Source organism: Roseateles chitinivorans, from assembly GCF_050632235.1.
Lineage (GTDB): Bacteria > Pseudomonadota > Gammaproteobacteria > Burkholderiales > Burkholderiaceae_C > Roseateles > Roseateles chitinivorans_A.
This window is the reverse complement of sequence record NZ_CP192584.1, coordinates 2,182,674-2,198,473: the sequence shown is the minus strand read 5'-3', so window position 1 is coordinate 2,198,473 and position 15,800 is coordinate 2,182,674. Positions and strand designations below refer to the sequence as shown.

General features: G+C 68.0%; 9 protein-coding genes. 4 read left to right on the top strand and 5 right to left on the bottom strand.

Annotated features, from left to right (window positions below):
* The first annotated feature begins 186 nt into the window (after nucleotides 1-186).
* Nucleotides 187-1,053 carry an HDOD domain-containing protein gene (locus ACQ859_RS09845; protein WP_431265617.1) on the top strand — a complete coding sequence of 289 codons (867 nt, stop codon included), beginning with the start codon at nucleotides 187-189 and terminating at the stop codon, nucleotides 1,051-1,053.
* Between the two features lie 119 nt (nucleotides 1,054-1,172).
* On the opposite strand, the gene ACQ859_RS09840 is transcribed toward ACQ859_RS09845, so the two are convergent.
* Genes ACQ859_RS09840 through aceE form a run of 4 tightly spaced genes read right to left on the bottom strand, consistent with a single transcriptional unit; the run spans nucleotide 1,173 to nucleotide 8,380 of the window.
* Nucleotides 1,173-2,057 (bottom strand): delta(1)-pyrroline-2-carboxylate reductase family protein, encoded by an 885-nt coding sequence (locus ACQ859_RS09840; protein ID WP_431265616.1) that lies wholly within the window; start codon nucleotides 2,055-2,057, stop codon nucleotides 1,173-1,175.
* Between the two features lie 17 nt (nucleotides 2,058-2,074).
* Complete coding sequence (gene lpdA, locus ACQ859_RS09835; protein WP_431265615.1) at nucleotides 2,075-3,916, bottom strand: dihydrolipoyl dehydrogenase; 1,842 nt, start codon at nucleotides 3,914-3,916, stop codon at nucleotides 2,075-2,077.
* A 15-nt stretch (nucleotides 3,917-3,931) separates the two neighbouring features.
* On the bottom strand, nucleotides 3,932-5,626 hold the full coding sequence (aceF, locus tag ACQ859_RS09830; RefSeq protein WP_431265614.1) for a dihydrolipoyllysine-residue acetyltransferase: 1,695 nt from the start codon (nucleotides 5,624-5,626) through the stop codon (nucleotides 3,932-3,934).
* A 24-nt stretch (nucleotides 5,627-5,650) separates the two neighbouring features.
* Complete coding sequence (gene aceE, locus ACQ859_RS09825) at nucleotides 5,651-8,380, bottom strand: pyruvate dehydrogenase (acetyl-transferring), homodimeric type (protein ID WP_431265613.1); 2,730 nt, start codon at nucleotides 8,378-8,380, stop codon at nucleotides 5,651-5,653.
* A 435-nt stretch (nucleotides 8,381-8,815) separates the two neighbouring features.
* Here aceE and ACQ859_RS09820 point away from each other — a divergent pair, with 435 nt between their 5' ends.
* From ACQ859_RS09820 to folD, 3 genes are all read left to right on the top strand, one after another.
* Complete coding sequence (locus tag ACQ859_RS09820) at nucleotides 8,816-11,377, top strand: PAS domain-containing sensor histidine kinase (RefSeq protein ID WP_431265612.1); 2,562 nt, start codon at nucleotides 8,816-8,818, stop codon at nucleotides 11,375-11,377.
* On the top strand, nucleotides 11,374-12,006 hold the full coding sequence (locus ACQ859_RS09815; RefSeq protein ID WP_067268997.1) for a response regulator transcription factor: 633 nt from the start codon (nucleotides 11,374-11,376) through the stop codon (nucleotides 12,004-12,006). Before ACQ859_RS09820 ends, ACQ859_RS09815 begins: the two co-directional genes overlap by 4 nt.
* 121 nt (nucleotides 12,007-12,127) lie before the next feature.
* Nucleotides 12,128-12,985, top strand: a complete 858-nt coding sequence (folD, locus tag ACQ859_RS09810) for a bifunctional methylenetetrahydrofolate dehydrogenase/methenyltetrahydrofolate cyclohydrolase FolD (RefSeq protein WP_431265611.1) — start codon at nucleotides 12,128-12,130, stop codon at nucleotides 12,983-12,985.
* 301 nt (nucleotides 12,986-13,286) lie between these two features.
* Here folD and ACQ859_RS09805 read toward each other — a convergent pair whose 3' ends face one another.
* On the bottom strand, nucleotides 13,287-15,779 hold the full coding sequence (locus tag ACQ859_RS09805) for an ABC transporter permease (protein WP_431265610.1): 2,493 nt from the start codon (nucleotides 15,777-15,779) through the stop codon (nucleotides 13,287-13,289).
* Nucleotides 15,780-15,800 lie beyond the last annotated feature (21 nt).

The window sequence follows — 15,800 nt, the reverse complement described above, 5'->3', positions numbered from 1 at the left end:
GCCTGCGCGTGGCGCTGTACGAGTGACGAAACGTGACATGCGCTGCAATGTATCTGCCCCAGCCCGCTTCCGAGGGCGAAGTGCGCCAGGCGATGCGCCCCCGGGGACGCACCTTCGGACAAGCGGCAATTTGCCGCACCCCTTCACGCGCCGGGTCGGAGCGCACCGGGATAATCCGGCGCTCACATGAAGACCCAAGCCATCCGTCTGGAACTCGATCAGGCGCGCGCCAACGGCCCGCTGCGCCAGATCCAGATTCCGCCCTGCCCCGAGCTGCTGCAGCGCCTGCGCGCGGCGATGGCACTGCCTCAGCCCGACCTCAACGAAGTCGGCCGCGTCGCCGCCGCCGACGTGGCGATGTCCGCGACGCTGCTGCGCGTGGCCAACAGTCCGTTGCATCTGGTGGCAGGCCACGTGCCTTGCACCACCGTCGGCCAGGCGATGTACCGCCTGGGCCTGGACGAGAGTGTCGCGCTGATGCAGGCCTTCCTGGTCCGTCATGCGATCCCGGTCAACAGCCCGCACCTGCTGCGCTTCTGGCAGCGGTCGACCAAGCGATCGGTCGCGATGGGGTTCATCGCCGGCCAGTTGCCCGGCATGCGGGTCGACCTGGCGCAGAGCTATGGCCTGTTCTGTCACGTCGGCATGCCGGTGCTGCTGCAGAGCGTGCGCGGCTACGGCGCGACGATGGTGGAAGCCGGCGCGCGGATCGACCGCCCCTTCATCGCGACGGAGAACGCCAACCACCGCACCGACCACGCCGTCGTCGGCGCGCTGGTGATCAAGGTCTGGCACCTGGCGCCGGAGCTGATGACGGCCATCCGGCTGCATCACGACTTCGAGGCGTTGAAGGACGAGAGCATCGAACCGGAGATCCGCTCGCTGATCGCCGCCGGCCTGATCGCCGAGCATCTGATGCGTCAGCATGAAGGGCTGGACGAGGACGCCGACTGGGCCGCCAACCGCGACGCGGCGCTGGCCTGGCTGCACCTGTCCGAAGACGAGCTCGAGCAGTGGGACGACGCGTTGCGTCCGTTGCTGGACGAGGCCTGAGTTCGGCTGGCGGGGCCAGGGGCTGGCCCTCATACGTGTCACATGTTCCACAAATCGGGCCGGCCCCCTGGCCCCGCAAGCCTCCAGCTCGTGGTGGGCGTCGAGGTGGCGTGCGTTGGTCAGGTCGCGCGTACGGCCACACGGGCAGCAGCCAGGTCCCACCGCGCGCAACCGACGCTCTTGAAGAGCCGCGTGCGGCCGTCGTCGACGGGACGTTGACCGAGCACGAGATCGTCGATCGCGTCCTGCGGCTCGAAACGCCCGGCCGCCATCAGGTCGCCGGCCTCGGCTTGCGCGCCGATGGGGTCGTCGACCCAGATCTGCGCGCCGCGGACCAGTTCCTGCGGGAGCTCGACCATGTCGTCGCGGAACGCGCCGACACCGATCACCACCGCGCCTTCACCGACGCCAGGACGCAGCACCGGCACGCGACTGGTGGTCGCGCACACGATGACGTCCCAGGCGTGGCGCGTCTGGGATTCGGCCGGGAGCGGCTCGACACCGAGCTCCTCGACAAAACCTGGCACCGTCTGATGACCTTGCACATGGATCGTCGCCTGCGGATGCAGCGCCTGGAGCGCCTCCACGTGGGCGCGCGCCTGCACGCCGCCACCGACCACCAACACGCGGCGCGGCGCCTTGCGGAGGAGGTGCTGCAGCGCCAGCATGCTGACGGCGGCCGTGCGGCGCGCCGTCAACGCGGGACCGTCCAGCACCGCCAGGCGTGTGCCGGTGCGGCTGTCCAGCACGACCACCTCGCCCGAGATCGTCGGCAGGCCCAGCGCCGCGTTGAGCGGATGCACGCTGACGAGCTTGGTGATCGACAGCGTGTCGCTCAGGCAGGGCATCACCAGCAGCACGCCGTCCTGCCGCAGCGGCAGCACCTGCCGCGGCGGGCAGGTGAGCCGGCCGTCGCGGTGCTCGCGGCAGACGAGCGCGATCTCCTCCATCAGGAGGGACCAGGGCAACGCGCGCGCCGTCGCGGCGGCGTCGAGCACGAGCATGCGCGCGTGGTCTCCGCTTACTTGCGCGGCGGCGGCAGGTCGGTGCACGAGCCGTGCGCGACTTCCGCGGCCATGCCGATCGATTCGCCCAGCGTCGGGTGCGGGTGGATCGTCTTGCCGATGTCGACCGCGTCCGCGCCCATCTCGATCGCCAGCGCGATCTCGCCGATCATGTCGCCCGCATGCGTGCCGACGATGCCGCCGCCGATGATGCGGTGGGTCTCCTCGTCGAAGATCAACTTGGTGAAGCCCTCGTCGCGGCCGTTGGCGATCGCGCGCCCCGACGCCGTCCACGGGAACAGCCCCTTCTTGATCTTGAGGCCGCGCGCCTTGGCTTCGTCCTCGGTCACGCCGACCCAGGCCACTTCCGGATCGGTGTAGGCGACGCTCGGGATCACGCGCGCGTCGAAGCGCGACTTGGCCAGCGACTCGTCGCCGAGCAGTTCGCCGGCGATGACTTCCGCGGCCACGTGGCCCTCATGCACCGCCTTGTGCGCCAGCATCGGCTGGCCGACGATGTCGCCGATGGCGAAGATGTTGGGCACGTTGGTGCGCATCTGCACGTCGACCGGGATGAAGCCGCGATCGCTCACGACCACGCCGGCCTTGTCGGCGCCGATCTTCTTGCCATTGGGCGAACGGCCCACGGCCTGAAGCACCAGGTCGTAGACCTGCGGTTCCTTCGGGGCGCCCTCGCCTTCGAAGGTGACCTTGATGCCTTCGGGTGTCGCTTCGGCGGCGACCGTCTTCGTGTTCAACATGATGTTGTCGAAGCGCGGCGCGTTCATCTTCTGCCAGACCTTGACCAGGTCGCGATCCGCGCCGGTCATCAGCGTGGGCAGCATTTCCACGACATCCAGGCGAGCGCCCAGCGTCGAGTACACCGTGCCCATTTCCAGGCCGATGATGCCGCCGCCGACGATCAGCATGCGCTTGGGCTGGGTGGTCAGCTCCAGCGCGCCGGTCGAGTCGATGACGCGCGGGTCGTTCGGCATGAAGGGCAGGCGCACCGCCTGCGAACCCGCGGCGATGATGATCTTGCGGAACTTCAGCGTCTGGGTCTTGCCGGTGCGCTCCTGGGCCTCGCCGGCGGTCTCCTCGACCGACAGGTGGTTGGCGTCCAGCAGCGTGCCGTAGCCGCGCACGACGGTGACCTTGCGCATCTTGGCCATCATCGTCAGGCCGCCCGTGAGCTTGCCGACGACCTTGGACTTGTGCGCGGCCAGCTTGGGCAGTTCGACCTTGGGTTCGGCGAACTCGACGCCCAGGTCGGCGAAGTGCTTGACCTCGTCCATCACCGCCGCGACGTGCAGCAGCGCCTTGGACGGGATGCAGCCGACGTTCAGGCAGACGCCGCCCAGCGTGGCGTAGCGTTCGACGATCGCGACCTTCAGGCCCAGGTCCGCCGCGCGGAACGCGGCCGAATAGCCGCCGGGGCCGCTGCCGAGCACGATCACGTCGTACTCGCCTTCAGCGGGGCCGGTGTAGGTCGCGGCTTGCGGGGCCGGCGCGGCGGGAGCCGCGGCTGGCGCGGGAGCCGATGCAGCCGGAACAGGCGCTGGCGCAGGCGCCGCCGCGGCCGGAGCCGGTGCAGCAGCGGCGGGCGCCGGTGCGCCAGCCGCGTCGCTCTCCAGCACGACCAGCAGGTCGCCCTGGTTGAGCTTGTCGCCCAGCTTGACCTTGAGTTCCTTGACCACGCCGGCGGCGGAGGACGGGATCTCCATCGAGGCCTTGTCGGATTCGACGGTCACCAGGCTCTGTTCCTGCTTGATCGTGTCGCCGACCTTGACCAGGACCTCGATGATCGCGACGTCCTTGAAGTCCCCGATGTCGGGAACCTTGACTTCAACTTGTGCCATGTCCGGTCCTTCCGATCAGAGAGCGATGCGACGGAAGTCCGCCAGCAAGGACGCGAAGTACACGTTGAAGCGCGCGGCCGCGGCGCCGTCGATGACGCGGTGGTCCCAGCTCAGCGACAGCGGCAGGATCAGGCGCGGCTGGAACTGCTTGCCGTCCCACACGGGCTGCGTCGAGGACTTGCACACGCCCATGATCGCGACTTCCGGCGCGTTGATGATCGGCGTGAAGTAGGTGCCGCCGATGCCGCCCAGGGACGAGATCGAGAAGCAGCCGCCGGTCATGTCGGCCGGGCCGAGCTTGCCGTCGCGGGCCTTCTTGGCCAGCTCCGACATCTCCTGGCTGATCTGGAAGATGCCCTTCTTGTCGCAGTCGCGGATCACCGGCACGACCAGGCCGTTCGGCGTGTCCGCGGCGAAGCCGATGTGGAAGTAGTTCTTCAGGACCAGCGTGTCGCCGTCGAGGGACGCGTTGAACTCGGGGAACTTCTTCAGCGCGGCAACGGTCGCCTTGATCATGAAGGCCAGCATCGTGACCTTGATGCCGGACTTCTCGTTCTCCTTGTTCAGCTGGACGCGGAAGGCTTCCAGCTCGGTGATGTCCGCGTCGTCGTGGTTGGTGACGTGCGGGATCGTGACCCAGTTGCGATGCAGGTTGGCGCCGCTGATCTTCTTGATCCGCGACAGGTCCTTGCGCTCGACCGGGCCGAACTTCTCGAAGTCGACCTTGGGCCAGGGCAGCAGGCCCGGGAACGCGCCACCGGCAGCAGCGCCGCCGGCCGGAGCCGCCGCCTTCTGCGCGACGGTCTGCGCCGTGCCGGCCATGACGGCCTTGACGAAGCCCTGCACGTCGGATTCGGTGATGCGGCCCTTGGCGCCGGAGCCCTTGACCTCGTCGAGCGGCACGCCCAGTTCGCGGGCGATCTTGCGGATGCTCGGCGACGCATGCGGCAGCTTGCCCGACGGCTTGGTCGGCTCATGCGGCGGCAGCGCGGCGGTCGGGATCTGGCGATCCGCCGGAGCGGCCGCGGGCGCGCTCGCGGCGGCCGGAGCCGGCGCAGCGGCGGCTTGCGCCGGAGCGGGCGCTGCAGCAGCCGGCGCCGGGGCGGCAGCGCCGCCCGCGGCTTCGATCACGGCGATCTTCGTGCCCTTGGCAACCTTGTCGCCCAGCTTGACCAGCAGTTCCTTGATCACGCCGCCGTGCGACGACGGGATCTCCATCGAGGCCTTGTCGCTCTCGACGGTGATGAGGCTCTGCTCCTGCTTGACCGTGTCGCCGACCTTGACCAGCACCTCGATCACCGCGACTTCGTCGAAGTCGCCGATGTCGGGAACGATGATGTCGACGGCCCCCGCCGGTGCGGCAGCAGCCGGCGCGGCGGCCGGAGCCGCTGCGGGCGCGGCTTGCGGCGCGGGCGCCGGAGCGGCAGCCGCCGGTGCGGGCGCGGCAGCAGCCGGTGCCGGAGCACCCGCGGCATCGCTCTCGAGCACGACGATCAGGTCACCCTGGTTGATCGTGTCGCCGATCTTGACCTTCACTTCCTTGACGACGCCCGCCACCGACGACGGGATCTCCATCGAGGCCTTGTCGGACTCGACGGTGACGAGGCTCTGCTCCACTTTCACCGTGTCGCCGGGCTTGACCAGCAGCTCGATGATCGCGACGTCCTTGAAGTCCCCGATGTCGGGAACCTTGACTTCCACCAATGCCATTTGTGTTGTCTCCGGGTCCGCTGCTTAGGCGTACAAGGGGTTGATCTTGTCGACGTTGATGCCGTATTTCTTGAGGGCTTCCGCGACCTTGGCCTGCGGGATCTTGCCCTCGTCGGCCAGGCTCTTCAGCGCGGCGACGACGATGTAGTGGCGGTTGATCTCGAAGTGCTCACGCAGCTTGGAGCGGAAGTCGCTGCGGCCGAAACCGTCGGTGCCCAGGACCTTGTACGAACGGCCGGCCGGGATGAAGGCGCGGATCTGTTCCGCATAGTTCTTCATGTAGTCGGTCGACGCGATCACCGGACCCTGCACCTTGCTCAGCTGCTGCGTCACGTAGGGCACGCAGGCCAGTTCGGTCGGGTGCAGCAGGTTCCAGCGCTCGGCGTTCTGGCCGTCGCGGGCCAGTTCGTTGAAGCTGGGGCAGGACCAGACGTTGGCGCCGACGCCCCAGTCGGATTCCAGCAGCTTCTTGGCGGCCTGGCTTTCGCGCAGGATGGTGCCCGAGCCCAGCAGGTTCACCGTCAGCGGCTGCGCGCCTTGCGGCTGCACGGCCTCTTCCAGCAGGTACATGCCCTTGAGGATCTGCTCCTCGGTGCCGGCCTTCAGGCCCGGCATCGGGTAGTTCTCGTTGAGCAGCGTCAGGTAGAAGTAGACGTTCTCCTGGTTCTCGACCATGCGCTTCAGGCCAGAGTGCAGGATGACGGCGACTTCATGCGCGAAGGTCGGATCGTAGCTGATGCAGTTCGGGATGGTGCCGGCCAGGATGTGGCTGTGGCCGTCCTCGTGCTGCAGGCCTTCGCCGTTCAGCGTCGTGCGTCCCGAGGTGCCGCCCAGCAGGAAGCCGCGCGCCTGCATGTCACCCGCCGCCCAGGCCAGGTCGCCGATGCGCTGGAAGCCGAACATCGAGTAGTAGACGTAGAACGGGATCATCACGCGGTTGTTCGTCGAGTACGACGTCGCCGCGGCCACCCAGCTGGCCATGCCGCCCGCTTCGTTGATGCCTTCCTGCAGGATCTGGCCGGCCTTGTCCTCGCGGTAGTACATGACCTGGTCCTTGTCGACCGGCGTGTAGTTCTGACCCGCGGGGTTGTAGATGCCGATCTGGCGGAACAGGCCTTCCATGCCGAAGGTGCGCGCCTCGTCGACCAGGATGGGCACGGTGCGCGGACCCAGTTCCTTGTCGCGCAGCAGCGTCGTCAGGAAGCGGACGTAGGCCTGCGTCGTCGAGATCTCGCGGCCTTCGGCGGTCGGGTCCAGCACGGCCTGGAAGGTGGCCAGGTCGGGCACCTTCAGCGCTTCCTCGGCCTGCGGACGGCGCTTGGGCAGGTAGCCGCCCAGGGTCTTGCGGCGCTCGTGCAGGTACTGCATCTCCGGCGTGTCGTCGGCCGGCTTGTAGAACGGGATCTTGGACAGCTCGCTGTCCGGGATGGGGATGTTGAAGCGGTCGCGGAAGGCCTTGATGTCCTCGTCCTGCAGCTTCTTGGTCTGGTGCGCGGTGTTCTTGCCTTCACCGATCTTGCCCATGCCGTAACCCTTGACGGTCTTGATCAGCATGACGGTCGGCTGGCCGACGGTGTTCACCGCCTTGTGATACGCCGCGTACACCTTCTGCGGGTCGTGGCCGCCGCGGTTCAGGCGCCAGATGTCCTCGTCGGACATGTTCTCGACCATCTTCAGCAGCTCGGGGTGCTTGCCGAAGAAATGCTTGCGCACGAACGCGCCGTCGTTGGCCTTGTAGGCTTGGTAGTCGCCGTCCAGCGTCTCCATCATGACCTTGCGCAGCAGCTCCTGCTTGTCGCGGGCCAGCAGCGGATCCCAGTACGAACCCCAGATCAGCTTGATGACGTTCCAGCCGGAACCGCGGAACTCGCCTTCCAGTTCCTGGATGATCTTGCCGTTGCCGCGCACCGGGCCGTCCAGGCGCTGCAGGTTGCAGTTGACGACGAAGATCAGGTTGTCCAGCTTCTCGCGCGCGGCCAAGCCGATCGCGCCCAGGCTTTCCGGCTCGTCCATCTCGCCGTCGCCCAGGAAGACCCAGACCTTGCGCTGCGACGTGTCGGCGATGCCGCGGGCGTGCAGGTACTTCAGGAAGCGCGCCTGGTAGATGGCCATCAGCGGGCCCAGGCCCATGGACACCGTCGGGAACTGCCAGAACTCGGGCATCAGCTTCGGATGCGGGTAGCTCGACAGGCCCTTGCCTTCGACTTCCTGGCGGAAGTTGTTCAGCTGGTCTTCGGTGATGCGGCCTTCCAGGAAGGCGCGGGCGTAGATGCCGGGCGCGCTGTGACCCTGAATGTACAGCAGGTCGCCGCCGTGCACGCCGCCTTCGCCGGTGTCGTCGCCGTGCCAGAAGTGGTTGAAGCCGCAGCCCAGCATGGTCGCCAGCGAGGCGAAGCTGGAGATGTGGCCGCCCAGGTCGCCGCCGTCTTCCGGATGCAGGCGGTTGGCGCGCACGACCATGGCCATCGCGTTCCAGCGCATGAAGGCGCGCAGGCGCTCTTCCATCTCGATGTTGCCGGGGAAGCGCTCTTCCTTGTCGGCCGGGATGGTGTTGACGTAGGCCGTGGTGGCCGAGAAGGGCACGTCGATGCCGGCCTGACGCGCGTGGTCGATCAGGGTCTCGAGCAGGAAGTGGGCACGGTCGCCGCCTTCTTCACCGATGACGGCGGACAGCGCGTCCAGCCATTCCTTGGTTTCGAGGGCGTCGGTGTCATTGGCGGATGCGCCGAGGAACGACTGGGGCTGCGCGGACATGTCTTTGTCTCCTTGTCTCAATCACGGCCTTCTGATGGGCGTCTGGCGGGCTGGGTCACCGCGCGAGGCTCTCGGATCGAACGGGCCACTGTGCCCGAACTTGCGAGAACCGTCATGCGTGCGCCGTCATGCGTTCGCACGCGGCCAACCCCACCGGAAGGGCTATGGCGGCGGAGTGTCGCATAAGCCTTTCATTTTCCAAATAGCGCGATGCGTTTCCACATAATGAAATGCAATGACCTGCACGGGGGTCGTTTCGTGACGGATGTCTTTCACGATGCGATCCGGGAATGCCCGGATCGGGAATGCCCCGGGGCCGCCCTGGCCGGGTGGGACTGACGGCGCCGGGATAATCGCGCGCATGTTGTCCCGCCTCGATGTCCAAGGCTTTGCGCGCCGTGCCCTGAATCCCGTCAAACGCCTGGTGTCGGCGTGGTGGCGCCGGCAGTCCCCTCCCGGCAGGACCGCTTCGCGACGCTGGGGCCGCTGCTGTCGGTGGTGCTGTTCCTGGCGGCGATCGTGTCGGCCTTCTGGTACCTCCGCAACGAGGAGATCGAACGCGAGGCCGAGGCCGTCAAGCGCGACACCGAGATGGCGCAGCAGCAGATCCGCTCGCGCCTGATCGAGAACGAGGACTTCCTCATCCCGCTGCAGCGCGACCTGGCCAACCGCTCGATCGACAACCTCGAATTCACCCAGCGCGCGATGGCGATCGCGCGCAACCGGCCCGAAATCACCCACATCACCTGGCTGAACGCGCGCCGCGAGAAGCGGGTCAGCGTCGCGGCGATCGGCGAGCAGGCCGAGTCCCTGATGACGCTGGAGGGCAGCGACCCGTCCATGCCCAACGGCCATGCCAACAGCGAACCCGAACGCGCGTTTCAGGGCGCGCGCGACCGGCGCACACGGGTCTACTCGGCGTCCTTCGCCGACGCCAACAACACGACCGTCTTCCAGCTCCAGCTGCCGCTGAGCGACCGCGCCGGTTTCGCCGGCGTGCTGATCGCCGAGTACGCGGTCGAGGGCCTGCTGCGCTACTCGGTCCCCAACGAACTGACCTCGCGCCATGCGGTCGCGGTGCTCGATCCGCGCGAGCAGGTCGTCGCCAGCACGGTGACGCCGATGCCGGGCAAGCGCATCACGCGCGCCCCCATCTATTACGAGGTCCCGATGGCGCCCGCGCCCGGCCTGGTGCTGCGCGGCCAGGGCTACCGCACCTCGATCGGGCTGATCTCCAACACGCTGTTCTGGATGGTGATGGCGCTGTCGGTGCTGACCGTCTGGATGCTGCTCGGCACCTGGAAGCACATGCGCCGGCGCGCGCAGGTGCAGAACGCGCTGGCCGCGGAGACCAACTTCCGGCGCGCGATGGAGAACTCCATGCTGACCGGCATGCGGGCGATGGACCTGGAGACGCGCATCAGCTACGTCAACCCGGCCTTCTGCGCGATGACGGGCTTCGCCGAGTCCGAGCTGATCGGCCGCAAGCCGCCCTTCCCCTACTGGCCGCCCGACCGCTACGAGGAGAACCTGCGCCTGCTGCAGCAGGAGATGCAAGGCCGCAGCCCCGCCGGCGGTTCCGAGGTGAAGGTGATGCGCAAGGACGGCAGCATCTTCGACGCCCGCATGTACGTCTCGCCGCTGATCGACCCCAAGGGCAAGCAGAACGGCTGGATGACCTCGATGACCAACATCACCGAGGCCAAGCGGGTGCGCGACCAGTTGTCCGCGTCGCACGAGCGCTTCACCACGGTGCTGGAAGGCCTGGACGCGGCGGTGTCGGTGCTGTCGGTGCAGCAGGGCGAACTGCTCTTCGCCAACCGCAGCTACCGGCTGTGGTTCGGCGCCGATCCGAAGGGGCACGCGATGCTCGCGGGCTCGCAGCCGACCAGCCTGGCCGGCGCGACCAGCACGCAGGACGCGAGTTATGCCGAGGGCGCGAACAGCCACGGCGATCACGGCGACGATGACGATGTCGACGACTACGGCGGCCTGCCCGCGCAGCACCTGACCGAGGTCGGCGGCGATTCCCGCGAGGTGTTCATCGCGCAGCTCGACATGTGGTTCGACGTCCGCGCCCGCTACCTGCAGTGGACCGACGGCCGCCTGGCGCAGATGCTGATCGCCACCGACATCACCGCGCGCCGCCACGCCGAGGCCCAGCAGCAGCAGCAGACCGAGAAGGCCCAGGTCACCAGCCGGCTGATCACGATGGGCGAAATGGCCTCGAGCGTCGCGCACGAGCTGAACCAGCCGCTGACCGCGATCACGAACTACTGCAACGGCATGGTCTCGCGGGTGCGCGGCGACAACATCCAGAAGGACGACCTGATCGTCGCGCTGGAGAAGACCGCCAAGCAGGCGCAGCGCGCCGGGCAGATCATCCACCGCATCCGCGCCTTCGTGAAGAAGAGCGAGCCGCAGCGCCAGCCCGCGTTCGCGGCGTCGATCGTGGAGGACTCGGTCGAGCTCGCCGGCATCGAGCTGCGGCGGCGCAACGTGCAGATCCACACCTACGTCGCGCAGCGGCTGCCGGTGATGCGCGTCGATCCGATCCTGATCGAGCAGGTGCTGCTGAACCTGCTCAAGAACGCGGCCGAGGCGATCGACAACGCGGCGCTGCCGCCCTCGCGCCGCCACATCGAGCTGCGCGTCGTGCCCAAGCACACCGCCGAGCTCGGCGCCAACATCGAGTTCTCGGTGACCGACATGGGACCGGGTCTGCCGGTCGAGGTCATCGAGCGCATGTACGAGGCCTTCTTCTCCACGAAGGCCGATGGATTGGGGATCGGCCTAGGGTTATGCCGGTCCATCATCGAGTCCCACCAGGGTCGGATCCGTGCCGAGAACCTCTACAATGGCCCGTCCATCGTCGGGTGCCGGTTCGCGTTCACGATCCCCGTGGACATCCCGCGTCCGGAGTCTCCGCTCGCCCCTCTGGACAAGAGCGGCGATGCAGGGACGGGCACAGCACACAACACTGCCGCAACACCATGAGCTTGATTCCGAAGAAGGGTAATGTCTACGTCGTCGATGACGACGAGGCCGTCCGAGATTCCCTGCAATGGTTGCTCGAAGGCAAGGACTACCGGGTCAAGTGCTACGACTCCGCCGAGAGTTTCCTGAGCCGCTACGACCCGCGCGAAGTCGCCTGCCTGATCGCTGACATCCGCATGGAAGGCATGAGCGGCCTGGAACTCCAGGACAAGCTGATCGAACGCAAGAGCCCGCTGCCCATCGTCTTCATCACCGGCCACGGCGACGTGCCGATGGCGGTGCAGACGATGAAGAAGGGCGCGGTCGACTTCATCGAGAAGCCGTTCAAGGAAGAGGAACTGCTGTCGCTGGTCGAGCGCATGCTGGACCAGGCCCGCGGCGCCTTCGCCACGCAGCAGGAAGCGGCCAGCCGCGACGCGCTGCTGTCGCGCCTGACCACGCGTGAAGCGCAGGTGCTGGAACGCATCGTCGCCGGCCGCCTGAACAAGCAGATCGCCGACGACCTGGGCATCAGCATCAAGACGGTGGAAGCGCATCGCGCCAACATCATGGAGAAGCTCAACGCCAACACCGTCGCCGACCTGCTGAAGATCGCGCTCGGCGCGAACACGCAGGCCAAGGCCGGCTGATCGCTGCAAGACTTCAGAGGCCGCTGCGAAGCGGCCTCTTTGCATTCCGGGCAGAGCGATCCTCTGCCCTTGCGCTTTTCTGCTTTCCCCGTTTTTGAGTTCCTGAATTCGGAGTACCGACATGACCGCACAACTGATCGACGGCAACGCCCTCTCCAAGCAATTGCGCGCCGAAGTGGCGACCCGCGCCGCCGCGCTGACGGCCCAGGGCGTGAAGCCGGGACTGGCCGTGGTGCTGGTGGGCGAGAACCCCGCCAGCCAGGTCTACGTGCGCAACAAGGTCAAGGCCTGCGAGGACGCGGGCCTGCATTCGGTTCTGGAGAAGTACGCCGACACGATGACCGAGGCGGAGCTGCTCGCGCGTGTCGACGCGCTGAACAACGATCCGGCCATCCACGGCATCCTGGTGCAGCTGCCGCTGCCCAAGGGCATCGATGCACACAAGGTCATCGAGGCGATCGCACCGGAGAAGGACGTCGACGGTTTCCACGTCGCCAGCGCCGGCGCGCTGATGGTCGGGCAGGAGGGCTTCAAGCCTTGCACGCCGTACGGCTGCATGAAGATGCTGGAGTTCATCGGTTATGACACCAAGGGCAAGCATGCCGTCGTGATCGGCCGCAGCAACATCGTCGGCAAGCCGATGGCGATGCTGCTGCTGCAGGCCAATGCGACCGTGACCGTGTGCCACAGCGCGACGCCGGACCTGGCCCACTTCACGCGCCAGGCCGACATCGTCGTGGCCGCCGTCGGCAAGCGCAACGTGCTGACCGCCGACATGGTCAAGCCCGGCGCGGTGGTGCTGGACGTCGGCATGAACCGCACCGAGGAAGGCAAGCTCTGCGGCGACGTGGACTTCGACGGCGTCAAGGAAGTCGCCGGCTGGATCACGCCCGTGCCGGGCGGCGTCGGTCCGATGACGATCACGATGCTGCTGGTCAACACGATGGAGTCGGCAGAGCGCGCGGCTGCCGCTCGCTGATCCTCATCGCACCATGACAACGGGCGGCCACTGGCCGCCCGTTGTCGTTGAAGAGCGCCGCCGTACTGCCACCGCCGCTGGCCCTCACCCCGGCCCTCTCCCGCAAGCGGGAGAGGGAGTCGTTGAACCGAGTGTTGCGCCTTCCCGCAAGCGGGAGAGGGAGTCGTTGAACCGAGTGTTGCGCCTTCCCGCAAGCGGGAGAGGGGTAAGAAGTGAGCCGGTCGGACTCCCTCTCCCGCTTGCGGGAGAGGGTGGGGGTGAGGGCCAGCAGACTCGGCAGTCAACCGGGCCCGAAGTTCCGTCAGTTGGTATCCGCTTCGCGCAGCGTTTGAACCACCGGCCGCTGCAGCACCCCGCGCAGCGCCCACCAGCCGGCGAGTTGCGCCAGCACCGCGCCGCCGATCGTCGTGCCGATCAGCACCCAAGGCTTGAACTGCCATTCGAATTCGAACGCGTAGTGCGTCAGCGCCCATCCCAGCGCCTGCGCGGCGATCCCCGCGAGGAAGCCGGCCAGCGCCCCCAGCCCGAGCAGCTCCGCCCGCTGCACCGCCGCCAGCAGCGCGCTCGACGCGCCGAAGGCGCGCATCAGCGCGAACTCCCGCGTGCGCGCATCACGTGACCCCACGGCCGCCACCAGCAGCACGACCACGCCCAGCGCCAGCGCGACCGCGAACAGCAGCTGCACGGCCATGATCACCTGCTCCAGCACCTGCTGCACCTGCTTCAGCTCGGCGGAGACGTCGATCAGCGTCAGGTTGGGGAACTCGTTGACCAGCTTGCGGTCGAGCGCCACGGCCTCGCCCTGCCCTTGCGGCGAGCGGTACGCGGAGATGTAGCTCACCGGCAGCTCCGGCATCTGCGCGCGCGGGTACAGCACGAAGAAGTTGACCCGCATCGATCCCCAGTCGACCTTGCGCAGCGAGGTGATCTTCGAATCGACCAGCACGCCCGCGATGTCGAAGCGCATCGTGTCGCCGAGCTTCAGTCCGAGCTGCTCCGCGAGCCCCTGCTCGACGCTGACGCCCTCCTTGTCCTCCGGCGTCCACTTGCCGCCGGCGATCAGGTTGTGCGACGGCAGCTCGGCGCTGTGGCTGAGGTTGAACTCGCGCTCCACCAAGCGCTGCGCACGCTCCTCGGTGAAGCGGCTGGCCTTGATCGCCTCGCCGTTGATGGCGACCAGCCGGCCGCGGATCATCGGGTACCAGTCGTAGTCCTTGACGCCGGACTTGTCGAGATCGGCGCGGAAGCCCGGCCCCTGCTCCGGCTGGATGTTGATGACGAAGCGGTCCGGCGCGTTCACCGGCGTCGCCGCGCGCCAGCTCTCGATCAGGTCGGTGCGCATCAGCACCAGCAGCGCCAGCGCGAGCAGCCCCAGCGACAGCGAGCCCACCTGCAGCACGGCGAAGGCCGGCCGCGCGGCGACCTGCCGCGTCGCCAGCAGCAGCCAGCGCGGCGCGCCGGCCTGCGGCACGAGCCGCCGCAGCGCCAGCACCGCGCCGTACGCAAGCAGCGCGAAGAGGCCCAGCGCGACCGCGAAACCGCCGGTCGCGAACAGCCCCAGACGCCAGTCCGCCGACAGCGCCGTCAGCACCGCGGAGAACCCGATGACGCCGGCCAGCAGCACCGCGATCGAGCCCATCTTCGGACGGCCCAGCTCGCGACGGATCACGCGCAACGGCGGCACGGCGGCCAGCTGCAGCACCGGCGGCAGGCCGAAGCCCAGCAGCAGGCTCATGCCCATCCCCAGGCCCAGCAGCACCGGCCAGATGCCGGGCGCCGGCAGGTTGACCTCGATCAGTCCCGCGAGCATCGCGATGAAGCCGTAATGCAGCAGGAAGCCGAGCAGCACGCCGATCGCACTGCCGATGAAGCCGACGGTGGCGAACTCCAGCGTGAACACCCAGGTGAGGCGTCGCTGCGGCTGGCCAAGCACGCGCAGCATCGCGCAGTCGTCGAGGTGGCGGTTGGCGAATTCGCGTGCCGCGAGCGCGACCGCGATGGCCGCGAGCAACGCGGCCAGCAACGCAACAAGGTTCAGGAACTTGGTCGCGCGGTCCAGCGTCTGGCGCATCTCGGGGCGGCCAGTCTCGAGCGACTCCAGCCGCACGCCGCGCCAGTTGCCGTCCTTCAGCTGCTGGCGCGTCTGCGTGTTGAACTGCTGCACCGAGGTCGCGTCACCGATCACCGCGAAGCGGTAGGTGATGCGGCTCGCAGGCTGGATCAGCGCGGTCGCGGCGATGTCGGACTGCGCCAGCATCACGCGCGGCGCGAAGTTCATGAATCCGGCGCCGCGATCGGGCTCGTTCGAGATCTCGCCGGCGATCTTCAGCGTCGCATCGCCGAGCAGCAGCGGATCGCCGACCTTCAGGCCGAGCGCACTGAGCACGCCGGTGTCGACCCACACGGTGCCGGCTGCCGGCGCGCCCACTTGGCGACCATCCTTCAACGACAGCGCGCCGCGCAACGGATAACGCGGGCTGACCGACTTCACCGCCACCAGCCGGCTGCCGCCGCCCTGGTCCTCATTGGCGCGTGCCATGCTGGGGAAGTTCAGCGTTTCGACGCTGCGCAGGTTCAGCCGCTCGGCAAGCGCCCGCACCGGGACCGGCGTCGGTTGGTCACTGGCGACGACCGCGTCGCCGCCGAGCAGTTGCGCCGCGTCCCGGCGCAGGCCCTGGTCGAGCCGGTCCGACAGGAAGGCCACCGCGCACACGGCGGCGACGGCCAGCATCAGGGCCAGGATCAGCAGGTGGAGTTCGCCCGCGCGGAAGTCGCGCCAGGTCTGCAATCCCATCTGCCGCCACAGCGATGGCGG

Bases quoted from the DNA above. Each gene is read 5' to 3' on its own strand.
- ACQ859_RS09840 (WP_431265616.1), bottom strand. From the start codon at position 2,057: ATGCTCGTGCTCGACGCCGCCGCGACGGCGCGCGCGTTGCCCTGGTCC.
- ACQ859_RS09845 (WP_431265617.1), top strand. From the start codon at position 187: ATGAAGACCCAAGCCATCCGTCTGGAACTCGATCAGGCGCGCGCCAAC.
- folD (WP_431265611.1), top strand. From the start codon at position 12,128: ATGACCGCACAACTGATCGACGGCAACGCCCTCTCCAAGCAATTGCGC.
- aceE (WP_431265613.1), bottom strand. From the start codon at position 8,380: ATGTCCGCGCAGCCCCAGTCGTTCCTCGGCGCATCCGCCAATGACACC.
- ACQ859_RS09815 (WP_067268997.1), top strand. From the start codon at position 11,374: ATGAGCTTGATTCCGAAGAAGGGTAATGTCTACGTCGTCGATGACGAC.
- aceF (WP_431265614.1), bottom strand. From the start codon at position 5,626: ATGGCATTGGTGGAAGTCAAGGTTCCCGACATCGGGGACTTCAAGGAC.
- ACQ859_RS09805 (WP_431265610.1), bottom strand. From the start codon at position 15,779: ATGGGATTGCAGACCTGGCGCGACTTCCGCGCGGGCGAACTCCACCTG.
- lpdA (WP_431265615.1), bottom strand. From the start codon at position 3,916: ATGGCACAAGTTGAAGTCAAGGTTCCCGACATCGGGGACTTCAAGGAC.